16 protein-coding genes are annotated in these 17,184 nt (G+C 68.5%); 5 read left to right on the top strand and 11 right to left on the bottom strand.

Annotated features, from left to right (window positions below; genetic code table 11):
* Nucleotides 1–33: 33 nt before the first annotated feature.
* Nucleotides 34–1,047 carry an Rv2578c family radical SAM protein gene (locus VMT40_RS26600; protein WP_326361513.1) on the bottom strand — a complete coding sequence of 338 codons (1,014 nt, stop codon included), beginning with the start codon at nt 1,045–1,047 and terminating at the stop codon, nt 34–36.
* Between the two features lie 31 nt (nt 1,048–1,078).
* Nucleotides 1,079–2,065, bottom strand: coding sequence for an NAD-dependent epimerase/dehydratase family protein (locus tag VMT40_RS26605; RefSeq protein ID WP_326361514.1), 987 nt, complete (start codon nt 2,063–2,065; stop codon nt 1,079–1,081).
* Nucleotides 2,066–2,225: 160 nt separating this feature from the next.
* Between VMT40_RS26605 and VMT40_RS26610 the strand changes: the two genes are divergently transcribed.
* Both VMT40_RS26610 and VMT40_RS26615 read left to right on the top strand, forming a co-directional pair.
* Complete coding sequence (locus VMT40_RS26610; protein ID WP_326361515.1) at nt 2,226–2,555, top strand: type VII secretion target; 330 nt, start codon at nt 2,226–2,228, stop codon at nt 2,553–2,555.
* Complete coding sequence (locus VMT40_RS26615) at nt 2,552–4,087, top strand: hypothetical protein (RefSeq protein WP_326361516.1); 1,536 nt, start codon at nt 2,552–2,554, stop codon at nt 4,085–4,087. The genes VMT40_RS26610 and VMT40_RS26615 overlap by 4 nt, the downstream gene beginning before the upstream one ends.
* A 10-nt stretch (nt 4,088–4,097) precedes the next feature.
* On the opposite strand, the gene VMT40_RS26620 is transcribed toward VMT40_RS26615, so the two are convergent.
* Nucleotides 4,098–4,847, bottom strand: a complete 750-nt coding sequence (locus tag VMT40_RS26620) for an SDR family oxidoreductase (protein WP_326361517.1) — start codon at nt 4,845–4,847, stop codon at nt 4,098–4,100.
* Between the two features lie 170 nt (nt 4,848–5,017).
* Here VMT40_RS26620 and VMT40_RS26625 point away from each other — a divergent pair, with 170 nt between their 5' ends.
* The gene (locus VMT40_RS26625) at nt 5,018–5,890 is read left to right on the top strand and encodes a TIGR03619 family F420-dependent LLM class oxidoreductase (RefSeq protein ID WP_326361518.1); all 873 of its coding nucleotides are present in this window, start codon (nt 5,018–5,020) and stop codon (nt 5,888–5,890) included.
* Between the two features lies 1 nt (nt 5,891).
* Here VMT40_RS26625 and VMT40_RS26630 read toward each other — a convergent pair whose 3' ends face one another.
* From VMT40_RS26630 to hisS, 3 genes are all read right to left on the bottom strand, one after another.
* Entirely contained in the window at nt 5,892–6,893 is a 1,002-nt protein-coding gene (locus VMT40_RS26630) for a malate dehydrogenase (RefSeq protein WP_326361519.1), read from the bottom strand.
* 86 nt (nt 6,894–6,979) lie between these two features.
* Entirely contained in the window at nt 6,980–7,627 is a 648-nt protein-coding gene (locus VMT40_RS26635; RefSeq protein ID WP_326361520.1) for a hypothetical protein, read from the bottom strand.
* A gap of 189 nt (nt 7,628–7,816) precedes the next feature.
* On the bottom strand, nt 7,817–9,097 hold the full coding sequence (gene hisS, locus VMT40_RS26640) for a histidine--tRNA ligase (protein WP_326361521.1): 1,281 nt from the start codon (nt 9,095–9,097) through the stop codon (nt 7,817–7,819).
* A 177-nt stretch (nt 9,098–9,274) separates the two neighbouring features.
* Here hisS and VMT40_RS26645 point away from each other — a divergent pair, with 177 nt between their 5' ends.
* Nucleotides 9,275–10,132: a peptidylprolyl isomerase gene (locus VMT40_RS26645; protein WP_326361522.1), complete on the top strand. Its 858-nt coding sequence runs from the start codon at nt 9,275–9,277 to the stop codon at nt 10,130–10,132.
* A gap of 414 nt (nt 10,133–10,546) precedes the next feature.
* Nucleotides 10,547–11,113, top strand: coding sequence for a hypothetical protein (locus VMT40_RS26650; RefSeq protein ID WP_326361523.1), 567 nt, complete (start codon nt 10,547–10,549; stop codon nt 11,111–11,113).
* Nucleotides 11,114–11,172: 59 nt separating this feature from the next.
* On the opposite strand, the gene VMT40_RS26655 is transcribed toward VMT40_RS26650, so the two are convergent.
* Genes VMT40_RS26655 through VMT40_RS26675 form a run of 5 tightly spaced genes read right to left on the bottom strand, consistent with a single transcriptional unit; the run spans nt 11,173 to nt 17,182 of the window.
* Nucleotides 11,173–11,559 carry a DUF4913 domain-containing protein gene (locus VMT40_RS26655; RefSeq protein ID WP_326307921.1) on the bottom strand — a complete coding sequence of 129 codons (387 nt, stop codon included), beginning with the start codon at nt 11,557–11,559 and terminating at the stop codon, nt 11,173–11,175.
* Entirely contained in the window at nt 11,556–13,457 is a 1,902-nt protein-coding gene (locus tag VMT40_RS26660; protein ID WP_326361524.1) for a type IV secretory system conjugative DNA transfer family protein, read from the bottom strand. Before VMT40_RS26660 ends, VMT40_RS26655 begins: the two co-directional genes overlap by 4 nt.
* Before the next feature lie 37 nt (nt 13,458–13,494).
* Nucleotides 13,495–14,031, bottom strand: a complete 537-nt coding sequence (locus VMT40_RS26665) for a hypothetical protein (protein ID WP_326361760.1) — start codon at nt 14,029–14,031, stop codon at nt 13,495–13,497.
* Nucleotides 14,032–14,087: 56 nt separating this feature from the next.
* Nucleotides 14,088–14,396: a transposase gene (locus tag VMT40_RS26670; protein ID WP_326307923.1), complete on the bottom strand. Its 309-nt coding sequence runs from the start codon at nt 14,394–14,396 to the stop codon at nt 14,088–14,090.
* Nucleotides 14,393–17,182 (bottom strand): hypothetical protein, encoded by a 2,790-nt coding sequence (locus VMT40_RS26675; RefSeq protein ID WP_326361525.1) that lies wholly within the window; start codon nt 17,180–17,182, stop codon nt 14,393–14,395. Before VMT40_RS26675 ends, VMT40_RS26670 begins: the two co-directional genes overlap by 4 nt.
* Between the last annotated feature and the right edge of the window lie 2 nt (nt 17,183–17,184).

Below are 17,184 nucleotides of genomic sequence, written 5' to 3' on the forward strand. Positions count from 1 at the left end.
TGAAGCGCAATGGTTTCGATCAAAGCATCGGCGTCAGGCGAACAACGCCAACTGGGTCTCGGGCGTGTGCGATTCGGCGGCGCGTACCTCGGGTTCGGCCTGCCGTTCGCGGTTCAAGCGGTGTTTCTCCAGCAACGGCTCGATTCGGCCGCGTAGCCACGCAGAATACTCCGGTGTCACCGAAGTTCCCCGACCATACAGTTGCCGGTAGCGTCGCAGCAGCGCCGGGTGGGCCTGGGCCAGCCAGTTGAGGAACCAGCCGCGCGTGGAACCGCGCAGATGCATGGGAAACGCCGTGACGCCCGCGGCCCCGGCGGCGGCGATCGCGCCGAAGAGCTCGTCCAGGTGGGCGTTCGAGTCGGTGAGGTACGGAATGACCGGTGCCACCATGACATTCACCGCGAACCCGGCCTCCGACAGCGCACGCACCAGTTCGAGGCGCGCCCGCGGCGAGGGCGTCCCCGGTTCGAGCCCCTTGTGCAGTTCCTCGTCGAGAATCGCGATGGACACCGCCAGATGCACCGGCACCTGCCCGGCGGCCTGCACGAGCAGCGGCAGATCCCGCCGCAGCAGCGTGCCCTTGGTGAGAATGGAGAACCCGGTGCCGGATTCGGCCAGCGCGGAGATGATGCCCGGCATCAACCGGTAGCGCCCCTCGGCGCGCTGGTACGGGTCGGTATTCGTGCCCAGCGCAACGGATTCCCGCCGCCAGGACTTCTTGTGCAGTTCGCGCCGCAGCACCGGGACCACATTGGTCTTGACCACGATCTGCGAGTCGAAGTCCGCCCCCGCGTCCAGGTCCAGGTACTCGTGCGTGCCGCGCGCGAAGCAGTAGCGGCACGCGTGCGAGCACCCGCGCATGGGGTTGATGGTCCAGCTGAAGGGCAGGGTGCTCTCGGGCACGCGGTTCAGGGCGCTCTTGCAGAGCACCTCGTGAAACGTCATGCCCTCGAACTCCGGGGTCTGTACGCTGCGTACGAAACCCGCACGTTCGAGCCCGGGCAGCGCGCCGTCATCGGCGTCGAGGGTTTGCCTTTGCCACCGCACCACCCCAGTCGAACATGTGTTCTAACAACTGTCAAGCAATCTTCTGCGTGTCGACCTCGATGGGCTGCCCGTTGTAGAACGCCACGAGGTCCCGAATGGTCTGTTCGGCGGGTCGCGGACGGTAGCCGAGTTCCTCGGTGGCCTTGGTGTGTTCGACGATCGGCGCGGACAGCAGCGCGCCCATGGCGGCCCGGGAGATGCGGTCGCTACCGAGGGCCTTGGCGACGGGTTCCATGACCGGCATGCAGGCGTTGATGACCTTGGCCGGAATCGCGAAGGCGGGCTTCATCTTTCCGTTGACCGCGGCCGCGGTGCGGGTGGCCTGGAACATATCGGTGAAGTGCCCGCCGAGCAGGTAGTTCTCACCGGTGCGGCCGCGCTCGCCCGCGAGGATCAGACCCTGGGCCACGTCGCGCACGTCGACCAGGTCGAAGCCGCCGCTGATCATGACGGGCACCCGCCCGCGCGCCGCGTCCCACAGCGTGCAGTTGATGCGCGAATTGGTGTTGTCGATCGGGCCGTACACACCGGTCGGGTTGCAGATCACCGCGTCCAGACCCTGGTCGATGATCTTGCGCAGCTCGATCTCGCCCTGCCACTTGGAGCGGTCGTACACCGGCAGATCCGGATCGACGGACCGCGGCGAACGCTCGTTGATGGTGCCGCCGCAGGAGTACTGGTTGAAGGCGTGAATGGAGCTGGTGTGCACCATGCGCCGCACGCCGACCTCCCGCGCGGCGTCGGCGACGGTGCGCACGCCCTCGGTATTGATCCGCCAGGCGAGGTCGTTCTTGTGAGCCAGGGTGATGAGCGCGACCAGGTGGTACACCACCTCGGCCCCCTCGAGGTTCTTGCGCATGGACGCGGGGTCCAGCACGTCGCCGTTGACCCAGGTGACTCCGGGCTGATCGGCACCGGCGACGCGGTCGATGGCCGTCACCTCGTGACCGCGATCGGTAAGCAGGCGAAGCAAATTGGTGCCAAGGAACCCGGCAGCGCCGGTGACTGCGACCTTCATGCTGACGAGAATATAGAACTTGTTCTAATTTGCAACCACGGTCGGATTCCGATCCGGACAGGGTGCGAAGTGCGGGATTGCGACCGAGGACACGCCAAGCTGGACGATCGATGGGATATATTCGGCTTTCGCATGTCCACGACGATTGGGGGGCACTGACATGGCCGATCTCTCGGTCGACACCGGAGCGGTGCGCGCCTTCGCCGCCGCCCAGGACGGCGTCGCCGCCGATATCGCCGCCCAGGGCGGCCTCGACACCGTATCCCACGTGGCGGCCATGACGCCGGTGTTCGGGCTCATCGGCGCGGATTTCCTGGCCAGCTTCGCGGTCGCGGAGTTGCTGCACGATCGCGATATCAATGCCCTCTCGGCCCGCTTCGGCAAGCTCGGGCAGGCCGCCTTCGGCTCGGCCGCCACCTACGACGCCACGGACGCGGAGTTCGCCGGGGGGCTCGGAAACATCGCCGGGCAGATCGGTGAGCAGGCATGAGCCCGATCGAGGCGGGCGTCATCGGCGCGACGGCCGTGCCCGGTCCGGCCACCAGCACGACAGGAGCCGTCAGCGTGAACGTCCTCTCGTCCGGCCCGATCCCCGACCTGCCGCTCGGCACGCTGCCCGCGGATGTGCCGCCGTTCGAGCCGCCCGCATTCGCCTTGTCGCGCAAGGAGTTCGACCAGTCCGGGACGCCGCTGGGCGGCGGGGTGCCGGGCGGTCAGACCGGCGCATCCGCGGCCGACGATCAGTCCGGAGTGCTCGGCATCGCGCACGGTGCCGTCTCCGGCGCACAGGACGCACTGGGCAATGCCCAGACGATGCTCGCCGACGCCCACACCGCGCTGAACAATGTGCCCGCGGCTCTGAACGCCGCGCAGGCCGCGCTGGCTCGGGCCGCTGCGAACCCGGCTTCACTCCTCCCCGCCCTGCCCGCCGATCCGGTCGGCGATCTCATGAAGGGCATGGCCCTGCCCGCGATCCCCGGCATGGACGCCCTGTTCAAGCCATTCCTGGATCTGATGAAGAGCTTCGGCACCGGCGTGCTCGGCAGTTTCAACCCCACGACCCTGCTCAGCCAGGGTTCGAAGTTCATCGAGTCCGCGGTGCAGGTCGGCGGCGGCGCGCTCAAGACCGTCGAATCCCTGTGGCAGGGCAAGGCGTCGCAGAGTGCGCAGGAGTCGGGCAAGCAGGCCGAGAACCACGGCAAGGAAACCGCGCAGCGCGGCTTCGACCTGTCCACGGTCACCAATCAGGCCGCCGCCGTGGTGCAACGCGGCAATATCCAGCTCACCGCCATCGCCCAGGCCTTCGCCGCCGAGGCCACCGCCCTCGCGCCCCTGATCCTGACCCCGGTCGGCCAGACCACCCTGATCGCCTCGGCCACCCGCCATCTCGGTGAGGCGGTCGCGGTCGTGAACGCCACGCACGGCGAGCTGTCGATCTACACCGCACAGGTCCAGGGCCTCATCGGCCAACTCCTCGGCCAGGGCGGCGGCCCCAACCCGGCCGAGGTCGCCCAGTCCCTGGCCCAGAACGTCGGCCAGCCCATCCTCGAACAGGCCAAGGGCCTGCTCGAAAGCGGTGCGCAGGCAGCCACTTCCGGCTCCCCCGAGGCGACCAGAACCGACCCGGCGGGCGGCGCACCCGACACCACCGCCGCGGGCGTCGGCGGAGGCGGCGGAGGTGGCGGTGCCGGAGGCGGCGGCCTCGGTGGCGGTGGCGGCCTCCCCTCGCCCCCGGGCGGCCCCGGCTCCTCCATCCCCGGCGGCAAGGTCACCACCCCGGCCAACCCCTTCGGCACCGGCCCGGGCGGCGTCCCCGGCCTGGGCGGCCCCGCCGGTTCCGGCTTCATGGGCTCCCCCGCCGCCACGGGCGCTGGCAAGGGCGCGGCCCCCGACGGCCAACACGGCCGCACGGTCCAACCCCACCAAAGCCCTTTGCAGGAAAGCGAACTCACCGGCAACCTGGGCACCTTCGCCCCGGGCGTCATCGGCGAGCCGGAGGACGAGCCCGCCGACGAGCAGTAGCCTCGCCGAATTACACCGCGGTCGGGCGGGTTTGGGCGTCGATGCCGCCGTCGATGACGAACTGGGCGCCGTGGATGAAACCCGCTTGGGGGCCGAGCAGGTAGGCGATGAGGGAGGCGATTTCCTCGGGCTCGCCATTGCGGCCGAGGGGTGACTTGAAGTTGCGGATGGCCTCGCCGTAGCGGGGGTCGTCCTTACCGGCTTGCAGCAGTGGGGTTTCCACGCTGCCCGGGGCGACGGTGTTCAGTCGCACCCCGGCCGCACCCCATTCCACGGCGCGCTCGCGCACCGCCACGGTGACGGCGTTCTTGGAGGACGCGTAGGCGTAGTGCCCCGCGAAATCCCCGGCCTGGGCGAAGGCCTCGGCCTCGGTGCCCTTGTTGATCGGGTTGTCCTCCCACTTGATCTGCGTGGAGGCCACCGACGAAACCACCACGGCCGCAGGGCTTTCCCCCTTCCGCAGCGCGGGCAGCAAGGCGTCGAGCAGGGCCACCGTGGCTCGATAGTTGATCTCCACCACCAGGTTCGGGTCCGGCACCTGCGGCCCGACGCCCGCGCACAGCACCACGCCGTCCAACGCGCCGCCGGAGCGCTCCAGGATCTCCTCGACCGCGGCCGCCCGCGCCGCCGCGTCGGTGAGGTCGACGGTGATGTCGGCATTGCGCAGGTCGATCCCGATGATGTCGTGCCCGGCGGCCCGCAGGGCGGCGGCGGTGGCCGCGCCGATGCCGGATCCGGAGCCGGTAATGGCGATCGTCATGACGCCGATTAGAACAAGGTCCAGAACATGGGGGCAAGCCCGGCGGAACCCGATCTCAGCCAGCGGGACTGCCATTTCGTGCTGCTTTCGGGCGATCGGGAGGCTAGCATCACTCGCAGAACTAGAATCTGTTCTAGTTTTCGCACTGCTCACTGTCGAGAGGACGATCGATGCGCTTCACCTACGCGGAGGCGATGACCAACCCGGATTACTACATCCCCCTCGCGCAGGCCGCGGAGGCCGCCGGGTTCCACAGCATCACCGTGGCCGACAGCATCGCCTACCCGGCCGAGTCGGATTCCAAGTACCCCTACACCGCCGACGGCAATCGCGAGTTCCTGGACGGCAAGCCGTTCATCGAGACCTTCGTGCTCTCGGCCGCCATCGCCGCGGCCACCACCACGCTGCGCCTGACCCCGTTCGTGCTCAAGCTGCCGATCCGCCCGCCGGTGCTGGTGGCCAAGCAGGCCAGTTCCCTTGCCCGCCTGAGCAACAACCGTTTCGCACTGGGCGTGGGCATCAGCCCGTGGCCGGAGGACTTCCAGATCATGGGTGTCCCGTTCGAGAAGCGCGGCAAGCGCATCGACGAGTGCATCGAGATCGTGCGCGGCCTGTCCACCGGCGAGTACTTCGAGTACCACGGCGAGTTCTACGACATCCCGAAGATCAAGCTCACCCCTGCTCCGACCGAGCCGCTGCCAATTCTGCTCGGCGGGCATAGCGATGCCGCCCTCAAGCGCGCCGTGCGACTGTGCGACGGGTGGATGCACGCCGGCGGCAAGGGCGAGGATCTGGACAAGTACCTGGCCCGGATCAACGAGCTGCGCGCCGAGCGGGACCACAAGGGCGACTTCGAGATCCACGCGGTCTCCTACGACGGCTACACCCCAGACGGTGTGAAGCGCTGCGAGGAGAAGGGCATCACCGACCTGATCGTCGGCTTCCGCAACTCCTATGCCAAGGAGCAGGACACCGAGACGCTCGAAGAAAAGATCACCAAGATCAAGTGGTACGGCGACAACGTGATCGCCAAGCTGAGCTGAGTCAGCCCCGCTTGGCGTAGCCCAGATCGATGACGGCGTCGCGCTCGGCCACGAGTTCCGCGACGCTGGCATCGATTCGGGCCCGGGAGAATTCGTCGATCTCCAGATCGGGCACGATGCGATAAGCACCGTCCGCGCAGGTCACCGGGAACGAGCTGATGAGCCCCTCGGGCACCCCGTAGGACCCGTCCGAGGGCACCGCCATCGAGGTCCAGTCCCCGGCCGGGGTACCCAGCACCCAGTCGTGAATGTGGTCGATCGCCGCGCTGGCCGCACTCGCCGCCGAGGACGCCCCGCGCGCCTTGATGATCGCGGTCCCGCGCTGCTGCACGGTCGGAATGAAATCGTCGGCCACCCAGGCGCTGTCGTCGACGACCTCGAGCGCCGGACGCCCCGCCACGGTCGCGTGGGACAGATCCGGATACTGCGTCGCGGAGTGATTGCCCCACACCGTGATCCGGCGAATATCGGCCGCGGCCGCCCCGGTCTTCTTGGCGACCTGCGCGATGGCCCGATTGTGGTCGAGCCGGGTGAGCGCGGTGAACCGCTCGGCGGGCACGTCCGGAGCGTTGCTCATGGCGATGTAGGCGTTGGTATTGGCCGGATTCCCCACCACCAGCACCCGAATGTCCTCGGCCGCATTGGCATTGATGGCCGCACCCTGATCGGTGAAGATCGGCCCGTTGGCCGCCAACAGATCCGACCGCTCCATCCCCGCGGTCCGCGGCCGCGCCCCCACCAGAATCGCGACATTCGCCCCGTCGAACCCGACCCACGGATCATCGGCGATATCGATCCCGGCCAGCAGCGGAAACGCCCCGTCCTCGAGCTCCATCGCCACACCCTCGAGCGAGTGCACGGCGGCCGGAATCTCCAACAGCCGCAACCGCACCGGCGTCTCGGCCCCGAGCAACGCCCCGGACGCGATCCGGAACAACAGCCCGTAGGCAATCTGCCCGGCGGCCCCGGTCACGGTAACGGTCACTGGCGCGGCATTGCTCACGACGCTCTCCTCGCGGTGCGGCTACTTCCGCCCCCACCCTATCCACCCTCACACCCGGACCTCCGCCCCGGTGAGCAACCCAACACTCAGCGGGCGAGGTCGGCGATGTCGGAGTCGGCGAGGATGATGGGGGCGGCTTCGTCGCGGGCACGGACCATGCGGACGGCGCGGTAGAGGGGGCGCTCCTCGGCGATGGCGTCGCGGGCCTCGGCGCGCAGCTGTTGCACCAGCATTCCCGAAATGGCCAGGGCGGCAGCGAGAGAGCAGCTCGCGAGGGCGTCGGCCAGTCGGCGGAGGCCGAGGATGTGGAGTTCGCGTCCGCTGCCGGAATCGCTGTAGATGGCCAGGGGGACGATCTGCGAGTCCGCACCGGCGGTGACGCGCAGGACGATGCGGCTGATCTTGCCGGGGAAGACCAGGATTTCGACCGCGCTGGCGGCGGCCAGGTCGACGCTGCGTTCGCCGCGCCAGGTGCGGGCCCGGATGACGGTGCCGGACACGGTGATTCGCCGTCGCTGCACCGCGATCGCGTACAGGGCGGTCGGTGCGCCCAGCACGATGCCGGTGGCCAGCGCCACCGGCCAGTGCACGAACAGCGCCATCAGCAACCCGACCCCGATGCCCACGCCGAGCGCGGCCAGGGTGAGCTTGCGCAGCGCGGGAGCCAGCAGTTCGGGCGCGATCAGATCGAGGCCCACCGCACCGACGGACCCCGGTTTCGATTCTTCAGTCACCACAGCGCATTCGTCCAAGTGTCGATGGGTCGTGTGTACCGGCGGCACGCACCGCCCCCGCGCGACGCACCGCACGGTACCAGCAGGCCATAGCTCCATACCCAGAATCGGGCCAGGTCATACCAGCGCACGGCCGTCGACATGCACCGGGCCCGGACAGCGGTCGACTGCCCGGGCCCGGCCGGTCTGTCAATCCTGTTGCCCCGCAAGGGCGGCGGCGACCTGTGCGACGGCCTCGTCCAGGGGAATCTGCTTCTGCTCGCCGGTGGTCAGGTCCTTGAGCCCGATCTGCCCTTCGGCGACTTCGCGGTCGCCGAGGACCAGGGCCAGGCTCGCGCCGGACTTGTCGGCGGCCTTCATCGCGCCCTTCATCCCGCGCCCGCCGTAGGCGAGGTCGGTGCGAATGCCCGCCTTGCGCAGTTCGGCGGCGATGACGACCAGGCGCTGCTTGGCCACGTCCCCGAGGGGCACGCCGAAAACCTGGATGCGCGGCACCGTGACCGCGGACTTGCCCTCGGCCTCGAGCGCCAGCACGGTGCGGTCGACGCCGAGGCCGAAGCCGATGCCCGACAGCGGCTGCCCGCCGAGTTCGGCCATGAGCCCGTCGTAGCGCCCGCCGCCGCCGATGCCGGACTGCGCGCCCAGCCCGTCGTGCACGAATTCGAAGGTGGTCTTGGTGTAGTAGTCGAGCCCGCGCACCATGCGCGGATTCACTACATAAGGAATGCCCATGGCGTCGAGGTGCCCGAGCACCTGCTCGAAGTGCGCCTTGGCCGACTCGGAGAGGTGGTCGATCATGAGCGGCGCGTCCGCGGTCATCTCCTTGACCTCGGGCCGCTTGTCGTCGAGCACGCGCAGCGGGTTGATCTGCGCCCGGCGCTTGGTCTCCTCGTCGAGGGGCAGCTTGAACAGGAAGTCCTGCAACAGTTCCCGATACTGCGGGCGGCAGGTCTCGTCACCGAGCGAGGTGATCTCGAGCCGGAACCCGTCCAGCCCGAGCCCCCGGAACCCCCGGTCTGCGACGGCGATCACCTCGGCGTCCAGCGCCGGATCGTCGATGCCGATGGCCTCGATGCCAACCTGCTGCAACTGCCGGTAGCGACCCTTCTGCGGGCGCTCGTACCGGAAGAACGGCCCCGCGTAGCACAGCTTGACCGGCAGTTGCCCCCGGTCGAGGCTGTGTTCGATGACCGCGCGCATGACACCGGCCGTGCCCTCGGGCCGCAGGGTGAAGCTCTCGCCATTGCGGTCGGCGAAGGTCCACATCTCCTTGGACACCACGTCGGTGGATTCGCCCACACCCCGCGCGAACAGCGCGGTTTCCTCGAAAACCGGCAGTTCGATATGCCCGTATCCGGCCAGTCGCGCGGTCTCCACCAGGCCGTCGCGGACGGCGACGAACTCCGCGGAGACGGGTGGCAGATAGTCGGGGACCCCCCTCGGGGCACTGAAGCTGCTGGTCTTGGTCACGAGGAACAAGTTTCCACGATGCCCGTCCGCCAAGTCCAACCGGTTACCGACTCCGCTACCACGGACCCCGGGCATATGTAGGTTTTTCTCAGCCAATGCAGGTAATGTCTGCCGCGGCCGCTGGGCTGACGGCCGCAGTCTGTAGGACATCACCGACCGTTCACGGAGGGACAGTTAGTGCCGAGCAATGAACAGCGACGCGCTGCGGCGAAACGCAAGCTGGAGCGTCAACTCGCCAATCGGGCCACGCGGGCGCGCAAGCGCAAGCAACTCACCATCGCGGCATCGGCCCTGGGCGTCGTGGTCGCGGTGGCGGCCGGTGTCGGCATCTACTTCCTGACCAAGGGCGACGACAACTCCACCAGCGCGAAGGCCTCCGAGACCCCCGACGCCTCGCTGACCGCGGCTCCCCCGCCCGCGGCGAAGGCCAAGCCCGCGTCGGTGAGCTGTGACTACCGCCCCTCGCAGAAGCCCGCCGACAAGCCGGTGAATGCCCCCGGCACGGCGAACATCTCGACCACGGGCGAGGTGAAGGCCACCATGGACACCAGCCAGGGCCCGATCACCATGACCCTGAATCCGGGTGAATCCCCCTGTACGGTCAATAGTTTCGAGTCGCTGGCCAAGCAGAAATTCTTCGACAACACCTCCTGCCACCGCATCACCACGGGCAAGGGCCTGCAGGTGCTGCAGTGCGGCGACCCGACCGGCAGCGGAATGGGCGGCCCGGGCTACGAATTCGACAACGAGTACCCGACCGATCAGTACGACGCGAACGATCAGGCCGCCCAGTACCCGGTGGCGTACAAGCGCGGCGTGCTGGCCATGGCCAATGCCGGTCCGGGCACCAATGGCTCCCAGTTCTTCCTGGTCTACGGCGATTCCCAGCTGCCGCCGCAGTACACCATCTTCGGCACCGTGGACGACAACGGCCTGGCCACGCTGGACAAGGTCGCCAAGGCGGGCGTCCAGGGCGGCGGCCAGGACGGCAAGCCCGCGGCGGATGTCACCATCCAATCGGTCCAAATCAACTGACCAGCACGGTTTTTCGGGCCCGGCGTATCATGCGCCGGGCCCGATGCTTTTCCGATCGGGTCCGGCGAAGGTCTCGGGAAGGTCCCGTTGAACGTACCGATTAAGGGTTCCCTAACCAAAGAAAATCCTGAGTTTTCCGCTTCACGCCGGAAATGTGCGATATATGCTGGATCGCGACGCACGCGTACGGCGGTTTCGAAGTTTTCGCTGGTAACCTCGTAGAACGGAGTACCAAGGCGTAGTAAAGCCCACCGGGTAACCCCCACTACGGGCCGCACCCACGCTTACGTTCTCCCGGTGTCCACGTTTGCAGGCGGGACATGGCTATACGCGACCACCGTCCGGATGGCGATGTCCATGACGAAGCACCACCACCATCCATAGTGATCACACTGCAGCATCGGGGAGCAGGCAATGGCCGAGGAACTCGACGACATCGGCCGCGAAACAGCGGCGATGATGAGGCAAATGTTGCAGCTCGCGACACTTGTCGCGCTGCGCACCCGGGAGCGTGGCCAGAAGGAAGCGGAAGCACGCGTCAGGGTCACCGAGGCCCGGCAGAAGGAGGCTCGCGAGCGTCGGCTCCGCGAGGCCGCCGACGCCAAGGCGCGCGACCCGCGTAACCGGGAGCTTTCACGAATCCTGGAGCGCCCGACCATGGATCGGGGCGTATCACTGGAAAAGGATCGATTCGCCGCCGCGGCCGAAGCCACGCGCATGGCCGCCCAGCAGGCGAGTCGGAACTCCATGAGGTACGACTCGGTGGAGCGTCGAACGGCTCTGGCACAACATCTTTCGCGGATGGGCATCTCGCCCGAACTGCAATCGGTGCGCATGCTGATGGAAGTCGGCCAGGCGCAGTCGGCACAGGACGCGGTACGCATTCGCGAGCAGGAGGCGGCCCAGCGTCGCGTCCGGGAGCAGGAAGCCCGGGAGCGCGAGCGGGAACGGGAGCGGACTCGGTCACGCGAACGAGTCTGAGCAGCAACAGCATTGAGCACGAGGGTGGCGGATCGCGAAGCGATACGCCACCCTCGTTTCTAGAGCGGGAACTCCCCCAGCGCCGGATTGCTGAACAGTCCCTGCTGCGGCGATTTCAGCGGTAACGGCGTCAGCATGTCCTTGTGCCCGTTGCGCACACTGCAGTATTTGAACGGCCCCTTGGGGTCGAACAGCTTGGCCATGTGCGGGTCGGCGTGGTCGAGAAACCAAATGCTCAGTCCGGTTTTGCCGTCGTGTCGATAGTGCTCCCACGCCCGCCACATGGCGTCCAATCGCGCGACGGCCTCGGCGTGCTTCCACCATTCGGGGCACCACACGGTGTCGCTGATATCGGTCACCTGGCGGCGGTACACGAGCGATAGGTAGTTCTCGACGAACTCGACCACGCTCGCGTAGACCATGGGTGTTGGCTGCTCTTCGCTCACAGCGGTCGGACCTCCTTGGGTGACGCGGCGTCGGGTTGGGCCTCCTTGATCAGCAGCGGCGAGCTGATCAGATCGGCGATTTCGGTCTTGCGGGGATGCGGGTCGTGCGCCTTGATGGAATTGGCGACCGCGCTCGCGTGCTCACCCTCCCACCACGGGATCGTGCGCAACAGCACGGCCGGGGTGCCCGAGGAGAACAGGATGGCCCGACCGCGCGGGAGCGTGGCCAGGGCGTGCGCGTTGAGGGTCTTCGACGAGCTGAGCGAGCGCGAATAGCTCTTGCCGCTACTGGATTCCGAGACCGACTGGGCGATGCTGTCGTAGTCGCCGATGGCCTCGGAGCGCTGTTGCAGGAAATTCATGTCGTCGATGCCGCTGCCGAGGACCTTGATATTGGCCGCGCCCCAGAGCGCTTCCATACCGTCGGGCCCCCAGCAGCGCGCGCCCTGGGCCCAGGACTGCAGCACCGTCATGACGACGATGCCGCGAGATCCGAAGTGGCTGTAGTTCTTCGGCAGGTCCTTCCAACGCACCACATTGGCGGCCTCGTCGAGGGCGGCCAGCAGTGGCACCGGCAGGCGGCCGCCGGGCGAGCGCATGGCCTTGCGCACCGCGACGTCGATGACCGCGTCGGTGAGCGCGCTGACCAGCGGTGCGGCCGAACCGCGGCCCTCGAGGGAGAGCGAGTACAGCGTGCCGTTGCGCTCGATGAAGTCGAGTTCGTCGAAGGGCACGCGGTTTCCGCCCGGCACCACCCACGGAATGATGTGGGTCAGCTTGAGGCAGCGGATCATGGCCTTGGCCGCGCCGAAGATGCCGTCGCGGGTTTTGACGTCGAGGTTGTACTGGCCCACGAGACTCGGTGCCATGTAATGCATTCCCTGCTCGCGCAGGATATTGATGGGCTCGTGATCCATCGGGTTGTTGACCCACTCCCAGACCTGGGTGATGGGTCGGCCGACGAATCCGGCGGCCAGGAACAGCGCGGCCAGCAGGTCCTCGGCCTCGGGGTCGAAGTAGGAGTCGGCGCCCTGGCCGACCGACGGGCTGCCCTCGGCGTCGGAGAAGTGGCCCGCCAATTGCAGTGCGCGCGTTTCGCATCCGGGCGCGTACACGTCGACCCAGGCCAGCGGATCCCAGTACCAGGCCGGTTCCTGCTGATGCATGAGGTCGTTCGAATCCGCGGCCACGCCTTGCGGATCGAAGACGAACACCGGACTGCCCTTGTCGCGGCGCACATCTCGCGTGGCGTCCACGACGTCGCGCTTGTTGGAGGTCACCAGCACCGGGCCGATGGCCGCGAGCACGGCCGGGATGACGCGGGAGGTCGTCTTGCCCTGCCGCGGACCCCAGATGTCGACCTGGAGATCTTCGTAGGAGCCGTACAGCATTTCGCCGTCGGCCACCGAGACCCCGATCGGAATGCCCGGCACCAGCGGGTCACCCGGCCGCATGAGCGAGCCCGGGATGATCGGCCCGCCCGGATGGTTCTTGTCCAGCGGCACCCCGATCTGCCCGGCCTTGTCACGGACACCGGCCAGCGTCAGCGCCTTGATGGCGCCGCCGCTGCCCATGTAGTCGGCCTTGTCGTCGATGGGCAGTCGGCCCTTGCTCGCCACCGTCTTCTGTCGCCGCTTGAACAGCTGCCAGGCCAGCGCGCCCACGATGATGATGACGACGATGGCGGTCGCCGCGCCGGGCCAGTGCAGCTTGCCCTTCGCCAGATTGACGGCGATGGCGATCGGGTTGATCGGGACGTTCTGCCGCGGGGTGGACAGCAGATTGCCCACGTGAACGGCCACCCACAGGGTTCCGAAGATCGCGAAACCCACGTAGATGAGCTGCAGTGTGCGGTCCGGACCCGGGTCGGCCGGGTCCTTCACCGGTGCTTTCGCCATCTCTAACCTCCTGGGATGACCTGTATGTCGTTATCGCTCAACGAAATTCGTCCAGCAACCAACCACCCGCGGTGCCGCGCACGACGGTGGCGACGACCGTGGCCGGGGGCAGCGCCTCGCGCTTGCCGTCCGGGTACACGACCGTCTGCTCGATGCCGATCTTGTACTGCTGCCGGTTCGGGTCCGTGCCCGCCGGGGCCTTCTCCCCGGACGCGAACGCGAACGCCTCCACGTGCGCACCCGCCTTGGCCCACTCGCTCCAGCGCAGGGTCGGTCTCGGCGTCTCCACGCTGACGGACTGGTTGTCCAGGGTGCGGACCAGGCTGGGCCCGAGCCACTTTCGGGCGCGCTTCAAGGCGTCGCCCTCGGATTCGGTGGCCGGGTACCAGGTGTAGATCTGCTGCAGTGCGGTGACCGCCACGCCGTCGGGGGTGGTGGGGTCGGGTGCGGGGGCTTGCTCCAGCAGCCGGGTGGTGGACGTGGGTGGTTGCGCGGCGGTCTTGTTCGAGCCGCCGCCGCTGGTCGATCCGCCGCCACAACCCGCGGCCAGCATCGCGACGCTCAGCACAACCATCACCACCTGCGAAGGACCTCCCTTCCAGGCTAGTCGCCGACGCGCGCTCACGCGGCTCATGTGCCTCGCTTGGCTTCGTGGAGGGTCTCCACCAGCGTGCGGTTCATCTCCGCGGCGGCCGCCAGCTGTTGCTGCAGCAGGGCGACCTTGCGGCGCAAGGCGATGGCGTCCATGCGTTCCAGGCCGGGGCTCTCCGCCGCCCGCACCCAGTTGCGTACCGAATTGGTGTGCACGCCGATCTGTTCGGCGACCACCCGGCAGGCCTCCGACTCCGAGCGCAGTTTGCCCGTGAGTGCGATGACCTGTTCCACGGCGGCCTGTCTGACCTCCGGCGACACTCTTCGATACGACCGGTGCGGCATCATGCGGCGCTCCCTTCATCCGAGCCGCGGCTCGCGGTGGTCTCGGTGAATTCGCTGAAACGCTGGTTGGTGTCGTGGATTCCGCTCTCGCGTTCGGAGAGCGTGAACTCCATGTGGAACGGGATTCCGGGCCTGCGGTCCTCGCCGATCTTGAGCAGGAACTTGCCGGTGCCGGGCGCGGGCGGCCGGGTCTGGCCCGGCTTGAGCGCCTCGCCGGTGAGGGCCTGCGGCGCGGACCAGCTGGTCACCATCTCCTCCTCGGCGGAGGTGAAGGGCACGGTGGAATCCAGGCGCGCGATCTCCTCGGCCGGGAGCGCGCCGAAGATCTTGGCGCGGGCGCGTTCCAGAAAGCCGAGCGCCTTGGCGATGGCGGCCTCGGAACCCAGCGCCTGCAGGTCCTTGATGGTGTGGCTGATCATGATGAGCGAGGTGGCGATGCCGCGCTGCAGACGAGTGAGCTCGTCGACGCGGTCGACCATGAAGTCGCCCAATCCCAGCACCTGCCACAGCTCGTCCATGACGACCTGGAAGTAGCGCTGCGGGCCCATGCCCGCGTCGGCCAGCACGTGCGCGGCCTCGACGGAGGCGAAACCGTCGGCCCAGCAGGCCAACATGACGGCGGCCTTGAGTTTCTTGTCGCCGGTGGGGATGTGGGAGACGTCGATGCAGACGGCGGTGGAGTTGGTGTCGATCGGAGTCGTGGTGTGGCCGTTGAAGACCGCGCCGAACGGACCCTGGGTGAGCGCGCGCAGCGAACGGCGCAGCCCCTTGATGGCCTCGTGGTACTCCTCCGGATTGTCCGCGCCCGCATCGAGTTGCAGTTCGTCGCCGCCCGCGACGATCACCTCCAGGAGGTCCTCGATAATGGGCGGCTGATCCGGGGTGAAGCCGCTGCCCTCGCGGTAGAGGATGCGCAGGCCGGTGGCGATGAGGGTCTCCTCGAAGTCGCGCACCCGCGCCCCGCGCACCAGTTCCACCAGACCGGCGATGAGGGTGACCTGGCGGGCCCGCATCTCCTGCATGACCTGCGTCTGCAATTCGGGCAGCTCGCCCAGCAGCGGGACGATCGAGCCCAGCACACCGGCGGCGAGCGGATTGAGTTTGCCGTAGCCGTAACCCAGATCGATGACCTGGCCGCCGACCATTTCCACCAGTTTGCGGTAGTCGGGCTTGACGTCGGCCAGCACCAGCGGCGTGATCCCCTGCGCCACACCGCCGAGCACGATGCGACGGACCAGCGAGGACTTGCCGAAACCGTTGAGGCCCAACACGAAAAGGCTCGGGGCGGTGATGAAGGACCCGCGCATGAACCAGTTCATCGGGTCGAAGCAGACCGGTGCGCCGGTGTGCAGGTGCGAGCCGAGCGGGGTGCCGATCAGCGGCGCGCCCGCACCGACCGACCACGGCCACAGGCCCGCGACCTGCGCGGTGGTGGCGCGGTACTCGACGGGGCGGCCGACCACGTTCATGCGCCCGCCGCCCGGGCCGACGTATCCGCGATCGGTGAGTTGCGCTGTGGTGCGGTCGAATTCGTCGAAGTTTCCGTACTGCATGCGTTCGGCGCGCGCCGCGAAATTGCGCCGCCGCAGATCGTCGGTGTGCAGCCGGAAGGTGGCCCACGCCGCCTTGATCCCGCTGCCTTCGCGCGCGGTCACCTCGAGCTTGGCCCGCGTGGAGTCGTCGAGCAGCTTGGGTCCCTGCTGCTTCTTCTTCGCCGCCGCCTTGCGTGCCGCGGCCCGCTTGGCCGCCGCCGCCCGCTCGGCCTTCTCGGCTTCCTTGTCACGCTTGGCTTTCCGCGCCCGCGCGGGCTCGGTCACCCGGTCCGGGCGCGCCGCGCGTGCGGGTCGGCTCCGCTTGGGACGCCCGGCGGGGTCGCCCTCGGGCCGGGCCGGTCGAGCCCGTCCCGGCGCTGCGGCACGCCCGCCCAAATGCACCCGATCCGGGTCGGTGGGCCGCGCCCGCCCGTCGGATCCATTGCCGCGCCGCGCTTCTCGCTCGGCCTCGCTCCGCCGCGGCCGCCCGGTTTCGCCTTCCGCCCGGGGCCGTTCTCGCCGACGGTCGGTCGGCTCGCCCCGCTCCGGTCCGCGTGCCCGATCCCGCCCACCGCGTCGATCCGCCGCGCCCCCGCGCGCACCGGGTTCCTTCAGCACCCCGGAGGCGGTGGCGCGCAGCGCGTCACCCGAATCCGCCTCGTGCACGGCGAGTTCGCGACCGGTCGAAACCTCCCCGGCACCGGGCATTTCGGACATGGGATCGGCTGGGCTCGACTCGACCTCGCGCTCCGCCGTACCCGATCCCGGTACGACACCGCTCGGTTCGAGGGGCGGCAGGGCCGGGAGCCGTCGCTTGGTCGGCCTGCTCACGGATTCTTCGACCGGCTCGCTCTCGGGCGCGACCGGCTCGACCATCGGTTCGCCACGATCCGGACCGATCGGCTCCTCGGCCACCGGGCTCGCGATCTCCGGGAGTGCGATCTCGCGCGGAGTCGCGATCACCGGCTCGCTCTCGGCTGCTACAGGCTCGACAGTCACCTCCGGCTCGGCGAACTCGGCCGAGTAGTCGATCGGGGTGTCGCGGCGGAGCAGGCGGCGGTCCGGGAGGGTGCCGCGGCGGGGGCGGTGCTCGTCGCGCATGACCCGGGAGGGCGTGGGCACGAACGATTCCGGCGGTTCCTCGCGGCGCTCCGGCTCGGGGCGGCGGCGGTCGACGGATTCCGGGTCGCGGCGGGAGCCGCGCCGGGTGGCGGCGGCTTCGCGGTCGCGGACCGAGGGATCGTAGTCACGTGGCATGG

It is taken from the genome of Nocardia sp. CDC160, assembly GCF_035818795.1.
GTDB lineage: Bacteria > Actinomycetota > Actinomycetes > Mycobacteriales > Mycobacteriaceae > Nocardia.

Coding starts and splice junctions, on each gene's coding strand:
- VMT40_RS26605 (WP_326361514.1), bottom strand. CDS start 2,065: ATGAAGGTCGCAGTCACCGGCGCTGCCGGGTTCCTTGGCACCAATTTG.
- VMT40_RS26610 (WP_326361515.1), top strand. CDS start 2,226: ATGGCCGATCTCTCGGTCGACACCGGAGCGGTGCGCGCCTTCGCCGCC.
- VMT40_RS26615 (WP_326361516.1), top strand. CDS start 2,552: ATGAGCCCGATCGAGGCGGGCGTCATCGGCGCGACGGCCGTGCCCGGT.
- VMT40_RS26620 (WP_326361517.1), bottom strand. CDS start 4,847: ATGACGATCGCCATTACCGGCTCCGGATCCGGCATCGGCGCGGCCACC.
- VMT40_RS26625 (WP_326361518.1), top strand. CDS start 5,018: ATGCGCTTCACCTACGCGGAGGCGATGACCAACCCGGATTACTACATC.
- VMT40_RS26650 (WP_326361523.1), top strand. CDS start 10,547: ATGGCCGAGGAACTCGACGACATCGGCCGCGAAACAGCGGCGATGATG.
- VMT40_RS26660 (WP_326361524.1), bottom strand. CDS start 13,457: ATGGCGAAAGCACCGGTGAAGGACCCGGCCGACCCGGGTCCGGACCGC.
- VMT40_RS26665 (WP_326361760.1), bottom strand. CDS start 14,031: ATGGTTGTGCTGAGCGTCGCGATGCTGGCCGCGGGTTGTGGCGGCGGA.
- VMT40_RS26670 (WP_326307923.1), bottom strand. CDS start 14,396: ATGATGCCGCACCGGTCGTATCGAAGAGTGTCGCCGGAGGTCAGACAG.
- VMT40_RS26675 (WP_326361525.1), bottom strand. CDS start 17,182: ATGCCACGTGACTACGATCCCTCGGTCCGCGACCGCGAAGCCGCCGCC.